Origin of the sequence: Bacteroides sp. 90-K9/2, assembly GCF_047310725.1 — a bacterium.
In the GTDB taxonomy this organism is placed as follows: domain Bacteria; phylum Bacteroidota; class Bacteroidia; order Bacteroidales; family Bacteroidaceae; genus Bacteroides; species Bacteroides vicugnae.
Window position 1 is genome coordinate 38,741 of the sequence record NZ_JBCGVL010000017.1, and the last position, 18,776, is coordinate 57,516.

Sequence of the window (18,776 nt, forward strand, 5' to 3'; positions counted from 1 at the left end):
ATCTGTTTTTTTATAGAGTTTATATTTTCTGTTCATCTTCCCCTCGCGCACGGAGATAACATTCCCTGCACAGAGGCTCATATTCGGCTGTTTCGCCTAAAAGAACCTGTTTCTCATTTTTGACTGTACGATGTGAGAAAGAAGCCAGCTGACCACATTTCACACAGATCGCATGAACTTTGGAGACTTCATCGGCAATGGCGCACAATTGTGGCATTGGACCGAACGGATTTCCTTTGAAGTCCATATCCAACCCTGCAATGATAACACGGATTCCATTGTTGGCAAGCTGGTTGCATACATCAATCAAACCACTGTCGAAGAACTGCGCTTCATCAATACCTACTACATCTATCTCGGAAGTAAACAGTAAAATGCTGGCTGACGAATCGATGGGAGTGGAGGCGATAGAATGGCTGTCGTGAGAGACTACGTCTTCTTCTGAATAACGGGTGTCGATAGCAGGTTTGAATATCTCTACACGTTGTTTCGCGAATTTCGCTCTCTTCATTCTGCGAATCAATTCCTCTGTCTTTCCGGAGAACATAGAACCGCAGATTACTTCGATCCGGCCTCTTCTTCTAGTTTCCTGTATGTGGTCTTCTGAAAATAATACCATGAGATTTTGTGTTTTCTTGATTAAATAAATATGTGGACAAAGGTAAGCAATTCAATGTGCAAGAACTGTTAAATTATCCATTATTTTAAGTTATTGCATAAATTATTCCTACATTCGCACCGTATAAACAATGGACTGACATGAAACAGAAGCTATTAACAGATATTGAGTTGGATGTTCATGAGTTGAAGTATCTCATGGATTTATTTACCAAGGAGCCGACTCCGACTTTGTCTGAACTGTTGAAGCGGAGCATTACACGGATGCAGGGACGTTTGGACGAACTGCAACAGGAGGTGGATGCTGTTCAGGTAATTTCTCCGTCAGCTGTGGAAGAGACAGCGGAAGAGGAGGATGAAGTTGCCGGGTCTGAAGAAGATTCCTCCGTTATTATACAATCTCTCGAATCGGTTGACGTGAAAGAAGACGAGGAGGGAGAGACTATTGTTGCGGAAGAGACCCCTTTAGTAATAGCAGAAGAGGAGCCTGCAATAGTGGAGGAACCTGTCGTTGAAACTGTTGTGAAAGAGGAAGAGCCTAAATCGGCTGTGTTGGGAGAAAGTCTCAAACTATCTGCCGGCTTGCGACATTCTATCAGTTTGAATGATTCTTTCCGTTTTTCTCGTGAACTGTTCGGAGGCAACACTGACTTGATGAATCGGGTTATCGAACAGATATCAGTAATGAGTTCCTACAAGACTGCAATCGCGTTTCTGTCCTCGAAAGTCGAATTGAATGAAGAAAAAGAAGCGGTGAACGACTTTCTGGAGCTACTAAAGAAATATTTTAATCAATCAGCATAAAACAAAAACAAGATGGGAAAGCTATATGTGGTACCTACGCCGGTAGGGAATCTGGAGGACATGACTTTTCGGGCTATCAAAGTCCTGAAAGAGGTCGATCTGATTTTGGCGGAGGATACACGTACTTCCGGTATCTTGCTGAAACACTTTGAAATAAAGAATGCAATGCAATCCCACCACAAATTTAATGAACATAAAACGGTGGAAAGTGTTGTTAATAGAATAAAGGCAGGTGAAACGGTGGCACTAATTTCGGATGCCGGAACGCCTGGAATTTCCGATCCCGGATTTCTGGTTGTTCGTGAATGTGTGCGCAACGGTATTGAAGTGCAGTGCTTGCCGGGAGCAACCGCTTTTGTTCCGGCACTCGTTGCATCGGGATTGCCGAACGAGAAGTTCTGCTTCGAGGGATTTCTCCCCCAGAAGAAAGGACGGCAGACACGACTGAAGACATTGGCGGAAGAACACCGCACGATGGTGTTTTATGAATCACCCCACCGTCTGTTGAAGACGTTAACACAGTTTGCCGAATATTTCGGCGCTGAACGTCAGGCAACCGTGTCGCGTGAAATATCCAAACTCCACGAAGAAACAGTTCGGGGCAGTTTGGCTGAATTGATAGAACACTTTACCGCTACCGAACCCCGGGGCGAGATTGTGATTGTATTAGCAGGAATAGATGATTAAATAACTTCATTAAAAAACGTAAAACGTAAACGTATGAAAAAGTTAGCTGTTTTATTTGTATGCGTAGCCATGTTGGCTTCGTGTGATGGCTTTAAAGGTGGAAGTAAAGACCTGAAAGCTGAAAATGATTCTCTTTTGATGGAACTGAACCAGCGTAATGCTGAACTGGATGATATGATGGGTACTTTCAATGAAGTTCAGGAAGGTTTCCGTAAGATCAATGCTGCCGAAAGCCGTGTTGACTTGCAGCGTGGAACCATCACTGAAAACTCTGCCAGTGCCAAGCAACAGATTGCTTCTGACATCGAATTCATCTCCAAGCAAATGGAAGAAAACAAAGCGCAGATTGCAAAGTTACAGGCACAGTTGAAGAACAGCAATTACAATTCTGCACAGATGAAAAAAGCTGTTGCCGCTTTGACTGCTGAATTGAATGCTAAACAACAGCGTATTGAGGAACTGCAAACTGAACTGGCTTCCAAGAATATCCGTATTCAGGAATTGGATGCTGCTGTCAGCGATCTGTCTGTAGCAAAAGAAACTCTGGCTGCAGAAAACGAAGCGAAAGCTAAAACCGTTGCCGAACAGGAAAAGAGCTTGAATGCTGCCTGGTTTGTATTCGGTACTAAATCTGAATTGAAAGCTCAAAAGATTCTTCAGAGCGGAGACGTATTGAAGAGCGCTGATTTCAACAAGGATTATTTCACTCAGATCGATATCCGTACGACCAAAGAAATCAAGTTGTACTCTAAACGTGCTGAGTTACTGACTACTCATCCGACCGGTTCTTATGAATTGGTAAAAGATGACAAAGGTCAGTTGACATTGAAGATTACTAATCCTACTGAATTCTGGAGTGTATCCAGATACTTGGTTATCCAGGTAAAATAAGGTAGATATCCCTTTTGAATTGCCAATGTGCTGATTCCTGGATTCAAGAAATTAGCACATTGGCTTTTTTGTTTCTTATTATACGCATAACTACTGATGAAATATAAAAATCTTTTTTTTGATCTTGATGATACCATCTGGGCTTTTTCTCAAAATGCCCGTGACACTTTTGAGGAAGTATATCAGAAATATTCGTTCGATCGCTATTTTGATTCGTTCAATCATTATTATACTCTTTATCAACAAAGAAATACAGAACTCTGGATTGAGTACGGTGAAGGAAAGATAACGAAGGATGAATTGAACAGCCAGCGTTTCTTTTATCCTTTACAGGCTGTGGGAGTGGAAGATGAAGCCCTCGCCGAACAGTTCTCGAAAGATTTTTTCGCTATTATTCCTACCAAAAGTACTTTGATGCCTTATGCAAAGGAGGTATTGGAATATCTTGCTCCCAAATATAATCTCTATATCCTTTCCAATGGGTTTCGTGAATTGCAATCACGTAAGATGCGTTCGGCAGGAGTGGACGGGTATTTCAGAAAGGTGATTCTCTCGGAAGATCTCGGAGTGCTGAAGCCTTGGCCGGAGATATTCAATTTTGCTCTGTCTGCCACTCAATCCGAGTTGCGCGAATCCCTGATGATTGGTGACAGTTGGGAAGCGGATATAACCGGAGCGCACGGAGTAGGGATGCATCAGGTTTTCTACAATGTGACAGAACGGACTACTTTCCCTTTCCTCCCTACTTATCACATCCATTCCTTGAAAGAATTAATGGATTTATTATAGGTTTTCTGGATTAAGTCGTATTTTTGTTGCGTTTTAGTTTTGCATAAAATACGATATAATCATGGATAGTACGCTTCTGCCTTTCGCCTTGCTCTGTTTCACTTCATTCTTCACGTTGACCAATCCATTGGGAACGATGCCTGTCTTTCTTACCATGACTCATGGTATGACGGATAAAGAACGTCAGTCTATCGTACGTCGTGCTACTATTGTGTCGTTTATTACATTGATGGTATTTGTCTTTGCCGGCCAGTTTCTTTTCAAATTCTTCGGTATCTCTACCAATGGTTTCCGTATTGCCGGTGGGGTGATTATCTTCAAGATAGGTTTTGATATGCTTCAAGCCCGTTATACACCGATGAAGTTGAAGGACGAAGAAATCAAAACGTATGCGGATGATATCTCTATTACGCCTCTCGGTATTCCTATGCTATGCGGTCCCGGAGCAATTGCCAATGCAATCGTTTTGATGCAGGATGCTCATTCTTATGAAATGAAGGGGATACTGATCGGTACTATTGCCCTGATTTATCTGCTGACTTTCTTTATTCTTCGTGCTTCCACGAGATTGGTAAAAGTCTTGGGTGAAACGGGTAATAATGTGATGATGCGTCTTATGGGATTGATTTTGATGGTGATTGCAGTGGAATGTTTCGTTAGCGGATTGAAGCCGATTCTGGTAGATATTGTGAGAGAAGGGATGATTCCCTGATGAATAAGAATATGAGGGACGGAGAGTTCCTATAATGAAACTTGCCCCTGCTACAACTCTTTTTGTAACAGGGGCAAGTGCTTTTAGATACGTTTTTTAGATATTTTGCATGTCTTTATGTTACCTTTCTGTGGCTATTTTCCTTTGGGATATACATAATGTGTATTTGCCCATTTGTTCCATTCATTTACCATTTGTTTTAGAATTTTGGGATTTTCCCTGGACAAATCAACACGTTCTGTACGGTCTTTCTCCAAGTTGAAAAGTTCCCATACTTTAGAATTCTGGTCTTTAACGGCTTTCCAGTTTTTCCACCATACTACACAGTTGTCAAAGTGTTCACCAAAAATATATTCGTGCAATTCGGTGTCCGTATTGGTTAGTATCGGTAGCATGCTTGCGCCTTCCAAAGGAATGATCTCATTTCCTCCGTGATAGGTCTTCGGATAGGTTGTTTCCGCTGCATCGATGAAGGTTGCCATGATGTCGGGCAGGAAAGCTCTGTTGTGTCTTATCTCGCCATTGTATTTTGCATACTTGTCGGGCCAGGAAATAATCAATGGAGTGGAAGTTCCGCCTTCATACGCTCTTACTTTATACTTACGGTACGGTGTATTGCTCACCTGTGCCCATGGCAGACCATAAGACGGGTTGACCCATTCATTTGGATTGTTAATCATATCGATGGTTCCGAAACCTTTCTCACGATGAGGCTCGGCACATGCACCATTATCCGACAAGAAAATAAGTAAGGTGTTATTCAGCTCCCCTTTTTCTTCCAGGTACTTTATTAACCGTCCCACATTATAATCCATGCAATGAACTTGTGCCGCATATACTGACATTCTTCTATCCAGTTCTATTTGTTCATCTTCGGTCAGTTCAGACCATTGGCGACCCTCCCATTGAGCAAGGTCCCAGTTTTTGTCCACCAATCCCATTTTAATCATACGTTTCAAACGGGCTTCACGTACTTTCTGCCAACCTTTCCGGTATTTGCCTACAAACTTGTCTATATCCTCCTGTTTAGCATGTAACGGCCAATGGGGAGCGTTGTATGCCAGGTAAAGGAAGAACGGATTGTCATCCTTGGGGCGTTCATCGACAAATTTAATCGCATAATCAGTAAATGCGTCAGTAGTGTAATAAGGTTGTTCCGGTGGAGGCAACTGTTGATTGTCTAAAGTCAGATTGCGATCTCCATGAGGTTGCAGATAACTGCAAGCTCCCGACAAGATACCATAAAAATGATCGAAGCCACGTTGCAACGGCCATTTCTCTTGCCCGTGCATACCGACATGCCATTTCCCCGACATATAGGTATGATAACCGGCTTCTTTCAGCACTTCTGCTATAGTGACTGAATTACGGTTCAAATATCCCATATATCCGTGCACTCCATGATCTTCGGCAGAGTGAGGATCTTCGGACATCATTCCGATACCTGCCTGTTGGGGATAAAGTCCGGTCAGCAGACTGGCACGGGAAGGACAGGAGCGTCCTGTGTTGCAGAAATGGGTAAAGCGTACTCCTTTCTTTGCCAGATTATCCAAATTGGGCGTAGGAATTTCTCCTCCGTAGCACCCTAGGTCGGAATATCCCATATCGTCCACCATAATTAAGACAATGTTGGGCTTTGGGTCATTCTGGGCTGCTGCATGCAGAGACAGTAAGGATGCAGTTCCCATTAATAACATGTTTTTGTTTGTCATACAATTTTGTTTTATTTTTGGGTTAGTTTATTTGTTTGATAAATATACTTATAAATTATTTCTTAGGTGAATTATTTCAGTCTGAAAATTTCTGAATAGACAGCTTGGTCCGCTCCGTTCGCTTTTATACCGATGCGGGCGAATAGGGCTTTGGCCGACTGTACATTCTGATTACTCGTAATATCCAGCGAAATATTTGTTACTCCGGGATTTATATTGGATAAATTTTGCCGGGCTATATTCGTGTTCTCGTCAACAAAAGTTGTTTTGCTGACGAGCAGCATTGCCTGGTTTATCTTTGCATCCTGTACTATTTGCTGTATATTGCACGTGCCGGATACGATGTTGTTATCCAATGTGATATTTTCGTCTGATATTGTAAAATAAGGGGTGACTTTTACTTCACACTGTGTTTTTCCTTTTACTTCCACATATATGGTATCGCGTTTATTCACCCAGGGACCGTTTTTGTCTTTAGTTACCAGTTTGTACGGACCATCGAAAAGTACTGCAGAGAAAGTTCCGTCCTGTGTGGCATACACGGTGATAGGATCATGGTTGGCATAACCATCCTGATACAGTTGTAGTTGAATACCTCCGTTTGTACCTTTCAAACCGAGTTGTTTTCCCTCATACGTGATTTTCCCTTCCAGAAATGATTCGGGTTCGTCGTAATTGTCTAAACCGCAATTTACGGCAAGCAGGGAAAGTGAAAGCAAAGAAAATATAGTTCCTATTTTTTTCATTGTTTTACAGTTTTATGTTTTACTGATACGGATTTTTCACTAATAGCGGGTTCTTGTTGAGCCAGCTGTTATCGAAGAAGTTATAATAGTTCTTCATCTGGAAATAGCGGGGGTAAGGAACCATGTAGGCTTTCTTTTTGTCGAATACCCACATCTTGTCATTGGCGCTTCCCGGATCATTGACCTGATAAGGGAATAGCTCGTAGAGCTGCGCATCCGGATTTTCCGAATTACCATCCCAGATTTCGTGAGCCAGGCGCCAGCGTTTCAGATCCCAGTAACGATGATCTTCCAATGCAAATTCCACCCGGTATTCGTGAACAATATCTTCAAATGTGATTGATTCCAGTTCGCTGATACCGGCGCGTGTACGAACAGGATTGATGTAGTTCAACGGATCATCTTCTCCGGTTTTATTAAGCTCATAAGCAGCCTCACAAGCTATCATATATGCTTCTGAAATACGGAAACGAGGATACCACATGGTACTCATCTTTGAATTGGTAGAAGCACCGATGGTTTCGTCCAGGAATTTGCGGAAGAAGAAACCTGTTTTGTTTATACGGATTTCATTTGATTCCATTGGTCCGTTGATAGAAGTTATCAGGCGGTTATTGTCATCGTAAGAATCGGCTTTACCTATGATTTCTTTCCAATTTCCGTTTCCGTCGGGCACTTTCTGACCGGCTTGCAACACTACTTCACTACCTCTGAATTTGGCTCCCGGATAAAGTACGGTTCCCCACAACCGGGCATCTTTATTGGCAAAGGCATCTTCCGGCCGACTGTACATGATGTAATTTCCGGATTCATCCTTAACTTTGATTGTGCCGTCGCGGTTGTCTTTGTATTCAAATGCTTCTACCAGATTTAATACTGCGCCGGAATAACAACGTTCCTGATCTTCTGCTAGAGAAGCGGGAATATTCTTTTGTGTGAATCCATGGGTGGCTCCTGGATATGCATAATCTTTGGCCCAGATCACTTCATGATTATTCTCTTTGACACAGACTGCATTATAAAAATTCTGTCCCAGATCATTAGGAACCGTTATGTCCAGGTTGTAATAGGCAGAAGCTTGAGTTATCACCTCTTTGGCTGCTTCCAATGCTGTTTCGTAATATGGGGTAGCCATTTCCGCCGGAATACCGACTTCATTTCCTTCTGTGCGTATAGGGGCAACCATCTTATTATTGTAGTTGGCCAATGATCCTGCATAAACGGCAGCACGTGCTTTTAACATCAGGGCAGCCCAGCGTGTGGCACGGGCGGCATTGGTGGTAGGCTTTGTAGGCAGGTAATTTGCAATAGTCGCACATTCATTGATGATATAATCGTAGACTTCTGATTCTTTGGAACGGGGAACAGCCAAACCTGAAACATCCATTCCTGCCTCATATTCGTATACGTTATCATTCACAATAGGTACACCGCCTAAACCTCTGCACATACTAAAATATGCCCAGGCGCGTAAGAAGCGAATTTCACCTTCATATCGCAATTTCTCTGTAGATTCAAGTACGGTTGTAGCTCTTAATCCCGCCAGGAACTGATTTAAATTGCGAATATATTTATATGGATAAACTCGCCATTGATTGTCACTGTATTCCTGCATGTTATCACGGCCGCCATCGGTCACGCAACCGTCGTCCACTTTAGTAAAGCTGGCGGGAGTAGCAAAACTTTGTCCCCAATTCTCTGTATTTCCATAAAAACCGGCCAATACGGAGTTAATCATTTTAGCATCGCTGAAGATCTGGTCATTTGTCAATATCTGATCGGGATCACGATCTAAAAAATCTGAACAAGATCCTAATATCAAAGTTAAACCCAATAACAGGTATCCTTTTATATATTTCATTGCTTTTAGAATTTAAGTGTTAAACCCAGATTGATAATTCGCATACTTGGATAAGCTGTTCCGTTACCGGCTGAAACTTCCGGATCGATAGGTACATTGGTGAGTGTGAACAGGTTCTGTCCGGCAAGATATAACCTTAGACTGTTAATTCTGCATTTTTGCAGCCACTCTTTAGGGAAAGTGTAACCAAATTCCAGATTACGCAGTTTTAAGTAGCGGACATTGTACTTCCAGAAAGAACTTTCCCAATAATTACTGTGATTATTGGCATTGTTTCCGATTAGTAATGTCGGGTATTTTCCGGGAATCAAGTCACTGTTTGCATCAAAAATGTCGGCTAGTCTCCATGTATCTTCCATATAGTAAGCCGGGTTGTTTCCATTATTGTTAAATGGGATTTTTTGAATTAATGTCGGATTCCAGGTAGACATTCCCGCACCGGAGAAATCCAATGCTAAATCGAAACCTTTCCATGCGAATGCAAGGTTAAATCCAAAGTTCAGAACGGGTGTGGAGTCTTCTTTGTATCCGATGGGGCGTTTGTCCATATCGTTGATTATGCCATCCCCATTTTGATCGACATATTTGATATCACCCGGGCGTAATGTCGTATTTCCTTTCTGGTCATTGTCAATCGGCCACGACGCAATCTCTTCCCAACTTTGGAACTGGCCGTCTGCCTCGTATGCCCAGTTGACATTTCCGAAACGATGCCATGTAGAATTACGATATTCATCCCATGAATTACTGAACTTAGGATTATACTGTTCCCAGTTGTAGAAACGGGAATAGGTGAAATTGGCACTGATAGAATAGTGAAAGTCATTGACCTTATCACTCCAACGTGCAAGCAAATCATATCCGGTATGAACATTGGAATTGAGATTTTCCTTGGGACGCTCAAAGCCCACTTCTTCCGGAAGTAATACATCGTCACGGGAAGCCGGAATACCGGTTTTGATACGTCGGAAGAAATCTACGCTTCCTGATAAACGGTTGTTCAGGAAAGCAACGTCGAGACCAATGTCCAGAATTTTAGCCTTTGCCCATGAGAGCGTGGTAACAGGCAGGTTTCGTGGGGTAGTACCAATGATATAGGAACCGTCGATTACTCCTCCTCCCTGTTTGTAGTCGTAGCCTGTCATATAGTCGAAAGCACTGTAGCCGTCAACGTTGTCATCTCCTACCAATCCATAAGATCCCCGGATCTTTAAATCGCTGAAAATTGAAGCTATTCTTGATTCTTTCCAGAAGTTTTCTTCTGATATTCTCCAGCCTAATGAGGCGGAAGGGAAGAAACCCCAGCGATGATTGGGCGGGAATTTCCATGAACCGTCATAGCGTGCGGAGAAGTCTATCAGGTATTTGTTGGCGTAGTTGTAGTTGAAACGTCCCAGCCAGCCTAAACGTGCTTCCGTATTGTTACCGGTATCTTCGTATTTGTCAATCGTATCATAATAGATCAGATGCAATGAGTTGGAAGCCGGAATGGCATGCAGCCAAGACTTTGGGGTGTCTCTTTTTATTGCTTCAAAGCCGACAACTGCATTGATGGAATGTGCTCCGAATGCTTTTTCATAAGCCAGTTGAATGTTTGAAGTCAACTCTTCCACATAAGCATTCGTTCTTTCCCTCCAGGCACTGGCGCGTCCACCTACATCTACATATTCGTCCGTTGCTTCGTCATATCTATAGACACGATAGGTATATTCTTGATTGTTAAGTAATTCGCTTGCAAAATAATATCCGAACAAGGCTTTAGCTTTGAGTCCTTTGATAATTTCATATTCTGCGTTCAGGTTTAATTGGGCCATTCGCCAAGTGTCTTCAAAGGTTCCGCTTTTCTCAAAATTCAATAATCCGAAGTTTAAGCCATTGTCAGAGCCTACTGATGCCGGATAGTTAGGATTGTCATTGGCAAACGGGCGGACAGTCGGTAGATTGCGGTAGGTGGCCGCTGTCGGGTTTGAATAGTCGTCGGTTCCCGGTACACCCGGATTCTTCAACTGTTTGATACGTCCGTTCATGTTCATGCCGATTTTGAATTTATCAGTGACCTGTGCTTCGACATTCATTTGTACGTTGTATCGTTTCATACCGCCATAATTGCGAATGGCAGATTCCTGATTCATGTGTCCGACACTGAAATAATAATTGATCTTGTCCGAACCTCCGGAAACATTGGCATTGACATAATATTGCGGAGAAGTCACCCAGATGTAATCATACCAGTTAAATGGCACATATCCCTTTTCTGTACCTTGCCGCCATTTCTCCAGATCTTCTTTATTATATAAACGGGACGTCTTTCCCTGAATCGTTTCAGACTGTATGTAATTCTCTACATACGTTACGGCGTCTGCCGGTTCCGGTAAGCGTGATACATGTTGCCAGCCATAATAAGTATTTAGCGTAACTGTACTTTTGCTGTTTTTCTTTCCTTTCTTGGTGGTTACAACAATGACTCCATTAGCGGCACGTACACCATAAATGGAAGCAGAGGCGTCTTTCAGAATGGAAATGGATTCGATGTCATTAAAGTCAATATTATTGAATTGGCCTTCATCAGACTGCACGCCGTCAATTACAAATAAGGGTGTTCCCATGTTACGGATTTGCAAGGTAGTGGCATTTCCCGGGCGACTGTCTGTAGATCTGTAGTTCAATCCGGCTACCTTTCCAACTAATGCTCCGGAAGTGTTTACCGCTGAAGATCTGCCTATATCATCAGCTCCTATGGAGGCGATAGCTCCTGTCAGGGTGGCTTTCTTTTGAGCAAGGCCAAAGCCAGTCACTACGACTTCATTTAATAATTTGGTGTTTTCTGCCATTATGATTTTGACATTTGTCTTTCCGGAAACTACGGCCAGTTCCTTAGTCTCATATCCGATATAAGATACCTGCAGTTGTGATTGTACCGGAACTTTTTCTAAGGAGAAATTACCGTCAATATCAGTGATGGCTCCATTGGTAGTTCCTTTCACTAACACGTTTGCACCGATTATAGGATTGTTCGCTGTGTCTACTACACGCCCTGTTATGCTCTGTAATTTTGTCTGTTGTGAAGGCAATTTGTCAGATAATACAATCTGGAAATTAGGCTTAATCAGATAACTGAATGGAGCCTGCGAAGAAAGCTCTTTTAAAACCTTTTCTATACTGCTATTCTGTGCTTCGAGAGAGACTGCCTTATTGAGATTAGCCAACTCTTCATTATAGAAGAAACGATATTCACTTACTTTTTCTATCTGTTTTATCACTTTCTTCAAAGGTTTGTCTTTCATGGTGAGAGTGATCTGCCCCATGACACTTAGACTACTTGATAAAAATATAATAATATATAATATTCGGGAAAAGAGATGCTTGATGTTACTCATTTTATAGGAAATTAATCATTAAACAATAAAAAAGATGTAACTTTACAAGCTGAAAATCGGGTGTATATACCCTCTGACACTGCCTTCCGCCAGTTGTCAGTATCAGAGTGAGTTTCCAAGTTCCGATTTAAGCTTAAAGGAGATAGTCCTGACCTTGTCAGGCTATCTTTTTTTATTCTATCGGGGCTATTTCATACGCATTGGATTTTAAAGGTTAATAATTAGAAATATATTGGGTTACCTATTGCCTAGTATTATGGTGTCTCCACGAGTTTCATAAGTGATGGGAGAGGTTAGGCTAATTAGTTCGATTACATTATCAAGGCTATTGTTGCAGATCACTCCGGAGAAGCGGTGTTTTTTGATACGTTCGGATTTAAATATTATTTGGACATTATACATCCTGTTAAGTAGCACGGCAATTTCTTCCAGCGTTTCTCCATTAAAGACAAGATCATTGTTTCGCCACATTTTTGCATACGATGAATTATCCAGTTTATGCATTATCAGCTTGCCAGAACTCCGTTCAAATGTAGCGTTTTCGTCAGGAGAAAGAATAACGTTATCTCTATCGGAAGAAACACGGACCGAACCGGAAAAAAGTGTTGCGATGATTTGAGAGTCTTCCCGGTAGGCTTTTACATTAAAAGTAGTTCCTAAAGCTTCTACATTCATTCCCGCCGTTTCTACAATAAATGGTTTCTCCTTATCCTTAGCTACTTCGAAATATGCTTCGCCTGTCAATGACACCACTCGTTGGGTGGCTCCATAATTTGCATTGTAATGCAGTTGGGTATATGAATTTAGCCAGACGACTGTACCATCCGGTAAGGTAATATTTGCCCGTTGGCCTTTTCCTGTCTGGACAAGATAGCTCTTGTCCGTTACTGTGGGTTCTGTGAGAGAAACTGTATATAAATGACCTCCTATTCCTGCTCCTATGATTAAAAGAATGATTGCTGCATACTGGAATAAACGTCTGATTCGCATTGTCCGTTTCTGTTTGAGTCTATTCAACTCTTGTGCAGCATTATGCATTTGACTTTTGACCCGTTCAAACATACGTCCTTGTACTTCGGCAATGAGCTTGTTATTAGAGCCTTTCCAGGTTTCCTGATAATAGTTGGATAACTGTTCTTTTGCTTCCTGACTGTGGAGCCAGTCCGACAGTATTCGTTCTTCATCCGGAGAGGTCTCTCCCCGCATAAAACATTCTAATAATAATATATTCGTATTCTTCTCCATGGGCTTTTATTATGTATATCTCCATGGAGCCAAGAATCCTTACAGGGGGCAAAGATTTTACTCTGTATTTAACACTATTTAAAATTATAAGAAAGAAAAAATAGAGCCAAAGCTACAATTTCATTAGCTAATTTAGAACGTAAGAAATGAAGGGCACGATATAATTGCGTTTCAACTGTTTTTTCAGATAGAGACAATTGGGTTGCTATTTCTTTATTTGTCAGATGTTGTTTCCTGCTCATGAGGTAGATTTTCTTCCGGGAAGAGGGTAACTGTTCTACCAGCTCGTCTATATATTCTTGTAGGGAGTCGGTGTCAACGTCTATTTCAAAGTGCTTGTCGGCATCAGTTTGTTTGATTGAATCCAGAAAACGTTCCGAGAGCAGCCGCTTCTCTGTTTCTTTATATACCATGTTGCGTGCTATCGTGAAAAGATAGGCTTCAAAACCTTCTTCCGGTTTGATATCCTGATGTCTTTCCCAAATCTTCAGAAATACATTTTGAGTGAGGTCTTCTGCTAGTGTTCTATCATATAGAAGTGAATGAATAAAGTGGAATACACGTGAATTGTATTTCCAGAAAATAGTATCAAAGGCTTTCTCATCACCTTTTTGTAAAAGTGATAAAGTATGTGTATCTATTTTCTCTAAAAATTGATCCATATAATTTTGTGTTTTCAGTTTCTTTCAGAGAACATTTAGAGAAGCATAAGTCTCTTAATCGTTGTTTATAAGGGAAAATATATGCTCTTTTAATGTAAAGGTTTTAAATGGATGGCAAATATAAGGAACATTTTTTATTTTAAATTCTTTTTATAAAGAAAATATGTTGGTTGGTCGAATGTACGGAAAAGTGTATTTTATGAGATTGAATGAATAAGCGAGATGGGTGTTTCTATTGTAATAAAGGGTTATCTGATTATAAATAGTGAGGCCTGCAAATTCGATTGACTCAAAATTTGCAGGTCTCATCTTTTACTTAAAACTGATCCTTATATTAAAGACAATTTTAAAAAGTATTATCGAGGTAGATTATTACTCCACCCCTCTGTTTGTATAACTCCAAAACCTGAATTGACTTCAAAAGAAGGTATTGGGTACACAAATTTTGCGATGTTGAAATTAGTGTACGATCCATCTGCTACACTAATAATTTTGCCTAATCTTCTTGCATCAAAGAAGCGATGTCCTTCTTGAACCAGTTCTAATTTTCTTTCTTTATCAATGGCATCAATAACCGTTTGATCCTCTGCAATTTCACTGTCATCCAAGTCCGGGTTTCTTTTTGCAGCTACTTCCAATAGTTTTTCTTTGGCTTTGCCATAATCAGGAGTTGACTGTTTTGCATATGCTTCTGCCTGTATTAAATACATTTCAGGCAGTCTGAAAACCGGCAAATTAGAAATCTGATTATTGGTTGTAATACCACGCATTTTTCCACCAGTCCACGTATCGCCAAGAAGTGCCAGACGAATATCATTAGGTGAATATTCTGCTATTGTTGCGCTGTTAATAGACAAACCGTATTTATTCCATAAAGTATTCAGAGCATTAGCGGACAAATAATCATCTTCGGCTTTTGCTATAAAGAAAATGTCTTCTGTCGAAACAGCTAATGTCGTGTACATATTCTTATAGTCTTCTTTGGTTGATACAATTGTACCGCCACTTAGGGTTATTGCCTCTTGAGCCGCTGTAATAGCCCCTTCGTAATTTTTCATATAGAGTTTTACGCGAGCTTCAAGTGCAGCAACTGCAGCCGTATTCATATACTGTTTACCTACATTTTCAACACCTTCTTTAGCATAATATTCTTTAGCCTTCGTTATATCATCAAGAATCAGGCTATAATTTTGTTCTACACTGACTCTTGACACCTGTGAATAGGCAGGAACGGGTTCAGTAACGTTCACGATACCTAATGTCGTTTTATTGGCTTCCGAATATGGCAAACCGAACATATTAGTCAAATAGAAAGAGCAGAGGGCTTTAATTGCATAGGCTTGAGCGATGCATCCTTCCACTTCTGCCAGATCCCCCTTTGTTACTTCTTTAAATGAAGCACCTTCTTTAATGATACGTGCACAACGGTCGATAGCCCAATATCCGTATGCCCATATTTCTTCTATGTATGAATTAGTATCCAGTATCTGATAGCGGAAGATGTCATAGAAATGAGACGTTGCAACGGAATGTGAAGTGATATCCGTTGGCGCATCTCCAATTGCTAATACATCACGTCCCAGAAAACGATATGAACCTAATGTGTAATATACACCATTTAGAGCATTCTGAAAATCTTGGGTAGTAACCAAGGCTTCTTCTGTCGGAACAGAAGTTGATGGCGTTTCTGTCAAGAAGTCATCGCATGCGGTGAATGAAATTGCCATCCAACCGGTTAATAAAGCAAATAATATTTTCTTCATTGTCATAAATTTCTAAAGTTATTTTTTTAGAAGCTGAGATTAAGACCGAACATGATATTTCTAGCTACAGGATATGCCCAAGACTGCATACCGGTAGATCTAGTTTGTGGATCAAATCCTATAAAATCTTTAGCAGTGATAGTGAACAAATTGTCAGCAGAGATATAAACTCTTAAATTGTCAATAGCCACTTTATTCATAAGGTTCTTTGGAAGAGTATATCCTAAAACCATGGATTTCATTCTTAAATAAGAACCGTTCATTAAGAAACGGCTGGAATTAGTTTCTGCTCCCGAGTTGTCTCCAGCTACGAATTTGGGTACGTCGGTTATATCTCCCGGCTTTTGCCAGCGGTTGTCATAAACATAGTTAGACACCGGGCCTAAGAAATAATGTCCAACCTGCATGTCAAATGCAAATCCGGAGTTATACACTTTATTTCCCAGGGTGAAACTGGTATCAAAAGAGAAGTCAAAACCTTTGTATTTGAAATTCATTCCAAAGCCACCATAAAATTTAGGATCGGCGGAACCTACAATTCGCTGACCGGCCTCATTTACATTTTTTGTTTTCTCATCCCCTTCTTGTCCTTTATACCACATTGCTTCTCCTGTTTCGGGATCCACTCCTGCATATTCCGGCATATAGAATGTATTATATGCTTCGCCAACTTTTCTGATAGTTAGAGTATTCTCAATTGGTTTTTCTGTGGCAAGTTTTATGATTTTATTTTTATTTGCCGTACCAGTGAAACGAACATCCCAACTGAAATCCTTATTTCTAAGTACGTTAGCGTTAATCAAGAATTCTATACCTTTGTTTTCCATCTCACCTACATTTTTCAGAATAGACCCGAATCCAGTTGTGTAAGAAAGTGGTACATCAAATATCATATCTTTTGTCCGTTGGTTATAATAGTCTACTTCGAGTGTCAGTCTTTCGAAGAAAACAGCATGGATACCGATATCGGCTTTCGCAACAGTCTCCCATTTAAGATCCGGATTGGCTATTTGGTAAGGAATAGCTCCAGGTTTGCCATTATAAGAATATCCATAATTATACAATCCCATTGCTGCATAATAACCAATATCCTGATTACCTACAGTTCCATAACTACCTCTGATAGTCAAATCTGTCAACCAGCTTTTGGTGTTTTCCATAAAGCTTTCGTTAGAAATACGGTATTTTGCTCCTATAGACCAGAAAGGAGCCCATTTGTTGTTTATACCAAATCTCGACGAACCGTCATAACGGAAACTGCCTGACAGATAATATTTATCATTCAAATTATATTCTGCATTCATAAAGAATGAAGAAAGAGTGCTTGCTTTGGTTGAAGATCCCGCCCCTGTTGGTTTGGAAGCATTGTCCAGTTCAAAAACAGCATCACTAGGATATCCACTGGCAGCTGCATAAATTGTTCTATAAGATATTTTCTGTGCTTCTTGTCCCAACAATACATTCAAATGATGCATGTCTTTGAAAGTGCGGTTGAAGTTTACGGTATTGGTAATGGTTAAGGTTGTTGCCCTTTCTTGGTTTCTTTGACCAAGCATACCGCTACCGGAATATTGAGGATTATAAATTGAACTGTAAAAGAACTCGTCCAAGTCAATCAGGCTCAATCCTGCATTTGTCTTCCATGTTAAGCCATCAATAATATTATAAGTAAAATATGGATTCACAACCAATGTAATCTGCTTTTGATTACGTTTATCACCTTTTTCTTTATCGTTAATAGCTACAGGATTATAATTAACATTTGTATTATATGTTCCGTCTTCATTGCGCACCTGTTCAAACGGACGGATGTCATATACTGCTACAATAGGATTAGTATATTGGCTTTCAGTCATCGTGTTGTTTATATCGGAGAGTGCTCCATTCACAGAAAGTCCATATCCTATCCGCCCGCTTTTTCCATCTAAACTAATACGTCCGCTATAGCGTTTCATTCCAGTTCCGATGACGATACCTGTATTCTGAAAATATCCTCCACTAATATAATAGCGCAAATTTTCATTCCCACCTTGAGCACTGATATCATATTCTTGTGAAAAACCATTTTGCAGAATCTCCTTCAGCCAATCCACACTCTTGATATTTTGCGTCAAGTCCACATTATACCAATCCATAACATAGGCATTCAGCCATTCAGCAGAAGTCATGCCATCTTCACCGTCATATCCTGCATTTGTTAGTCCTTCAGTCCAGATTTCTTTGTATTTATCCAGATTTGTCGTACGGTAATCATGATTTATCTTACCAATAAAGCTAGTTCCGACTTTTGCGTTCACATTAAAACGCGCTTTTCCCAGACTACCTTTTTTAGTAGTAACTACAATTACTCCATTCGCTGCACGAGCTCCGTAAATAGCCGTTGCTGTAGCATCCTTCAAAACTGTGATGGACTCAATGTCGTTAGGATTGATATTAGCCATCGGACTTGCCGCCATATCCCCTGTTCCGGCTTTGTTATAAGCTCCCATTTTGTCTGTGTAGATGGCAATACCATCAATTACATATAAAGGTTCAGTTCCGGAGTTCATTGAACCGACCCCACGAATAGTAGTAGAAGCATATGCACCAGGTTGTCCAGTCAAGCTGTTTACTTGTAAACCAGCAACTGATCCTTCCAAAGACTTCATAAAGTTTGCATCTGTTTTTTTCATCAAGTCCTTGTTATCCACCGTTTGGGCAGATCCCGTAAATGCCGCTTTTTTAGTTACCCCATATCCGGTTACCACAACCTCATCTATTAGCTGTGCATCAGATTTGAGAATCACTCGCAAATTGGGCTTTATCGCCACTTCCTGAGTCTGCATGCCGATATACGAAATCTGCAAAGTCTTTGCAGAACTTGGTACGTTCGACAAATTAAAATTACCATCTACATCTGTGATTGTACC

General features: G+C 40.8%; 14 protein-coding genes. 5 read left to right on the top strand and 9 right to left on the bottom strand.

Annotated features, from left to right (window positions below; all coding sequences use genetic code 11):
* Positions 1-19: 19 nt before the first annotated feature.
* Positions 20-619 (bottom strand): thymidine kinase, encoded by a 600-nt coding sequence (locus tag AAHJ11_RS22025; protein WP_234133628.1) that lies wholly within the window; start codon positions 617-619, stop codon positions 20-22.
* Positions 620-759: 140 nt separating this feature from the next.
* On the opposite strand from AAHJ11_RS22025, the gene AAHJ11_RS22030 reads away from it, so the two are divergent.
* The 5 genes from AAHJ11_RS22030 to AAHJ11_RS22050 all read left to right on the top strand — a co-directional run bounded on the left by AAHJ11_RS22030 (position 760) and on the right by AAHJ11_RS22050 (position 4,501).
* On the top strand, positions 760-1,422 hold the full coding sequence (locus tag AAHJ11_RS22030; RefSeq protein WP_320978658.1) for a hypothetical protein: 663 nt from the start codon (positions 760-762) through the stop codon (positions 1,420-1,422).
* Between the two features lie 12 nt (positions 1,423-1,434).
* Positions 1,435-2,109, top strand: a complete 675-nt coding sequence (gene rsmI / locus AAHJ11_RS22035) for a 16S rRNA (cytidine(1402)-2'-O)-methyltransferase (protein ID WP_004299177.1) — start codon at positions 1,435-1,437, stop codon at positions 2,107-2,109.
* A 33-nt stretch (positions 2,110-2,142) separates the two neighbouring features.
* A complete protein-coding gene (locus tag AAHJ11_RS22040) occupies positions 2,143-3,000 on the top strand; it encodes a hypothetical protein (RefSeq protein WP_074638712.1) in 858 nt (285 codons plus the stop codon).
* Positions 3,001-3,096: 96 nt separating this feature from the next.
* Complete coding sequence (locus AAHJ11_RS22045) at positions 3,097-3,789, top strand: YjjG family noncanonical pyrimidine nucleotidase (protein WP_217721293.1); 693 nt, start codon at positions 3,097-3,099, stop codon at positions 3,787-3,789.
* A gap of 61 nt (positions 3,790-3,850) precedes the next feature.
* The gene (locus AAHJ11_RS22050; RefSeq protein WP_074638710.1) at positions 3,851-4,501 is read left to right on the top strand and encodes a MarC family protein; all 651 of its coding nucleotides are present in this window, start codon (positions 3,851-3,853) and stop codon (positions 4,499-4,501) included.
* A gap of 134 nt (positions 4,502-4,635) precedes the next feature.
* On the opposite strand, the gene AAHJ11_RS22055 is transcribed toward AAHJ11_RS22050, so the two are convergent.
* The 8 genes from AAHJ11_RS22055 to AAHJ11_RS22090 all read right to left on the bottom strand — a co-directional run.
* Positions 4,636-6,213, bottom strand: a complete 1,578-nt coding sequence (locus AAHJ11_RS22055) for an arylsulfatase (RefSeq protein WP_074638709.1) — start codon at positions 6,211-6,213, stop codon at positions 4,636-4,638.
* Positions 6,214-6,284: 71 nt separating this feature from the next.
* Positions 6,285-6,959 carry a DUF3823 domain-containing protein gene (locus tag AAHJ11_RS22060; RefSeq protein ID WP_320974323.1) on the bottom strand — a complete coding sequence of 225 codons (675 nt, stop codon included), beginning with the start codon at positions 6,957-6,959 and terminating at the stop codon, positions 6,285-6,287.
* 19 nt (positions 6,960-6,978) lie between these two features.
* A complete protein-coding gene (locus AAHJ11_RS22065) occupies positions 6,979-8,820 on the bottom strand; it encodes a RagB/SusD family nutrient uptake outer membrane protein (RefSeq protein ID WP_234133630.1) in 1,842 nt (613 codons plus the stop codon).
* A 5-nt stretch (positions 8,821-8,825) separates the two neighbouring features.
* Positions 8,826-12,197 carry a TonB-dependent receptor gene (locus tag AAHJ11_RS22070; RefSeq protein WP_320974324.1) on the bottom strand — a complete coding sequence of 1,124 codons (3,372 nt, stop codon included), beginning with the start codon at positions 12,195-12,197 and terminating at the stop codon, positions 8,826-8,828.
* 237 nt (positions 12,198-12,434) lie between these two features.
* Positions 12,435-13,442, bottom strand: coding sequence for a FecR family protein (locus AAHJ11_RS22075; protein WP_195649176.1), 1,008 nt, complete (start codon positions 13,440-13,442; stop codon positions 12,435-12,437).
* 74 nt (positions 13,443-13,516) lie between these two features.
* Complete coding sequence (locus tag AAHJ11_RS22080; protein ID WP_074638704.1) at positions 13,517-14,104, bottom strand: RNA polymerase sigma-70 factor; 588 nt, start codon at positions 14,102-14,104, stop codon at positions 13,517-13,519.
* A 356-nt stretch (positions 14,105-14,460) separates the two neighbouring features.
* On the bottom strand, positions 14,461-15,873 hold the full coding sequence (locus AAHJ11_RS22085; RefSeq protein ID WP_074638703.1) for a RagB/SusD family nutrient uptake outer membrane protein: 1,413 nt from the start codon (positions 15,871-15,873) through the stop codon (positions 14,461-14,463).
* 20 nt (positions 15,874-15,893) lie between these two features.
* The coding region (locus AAHJ11_RS22090) for a SusC/RagA family TonB-linked outer membrane protein (protein ID WP_413580099.1) at positions 15,894-18,776 on the bottom strand (2,883 nt) is incomplete at its 5' end.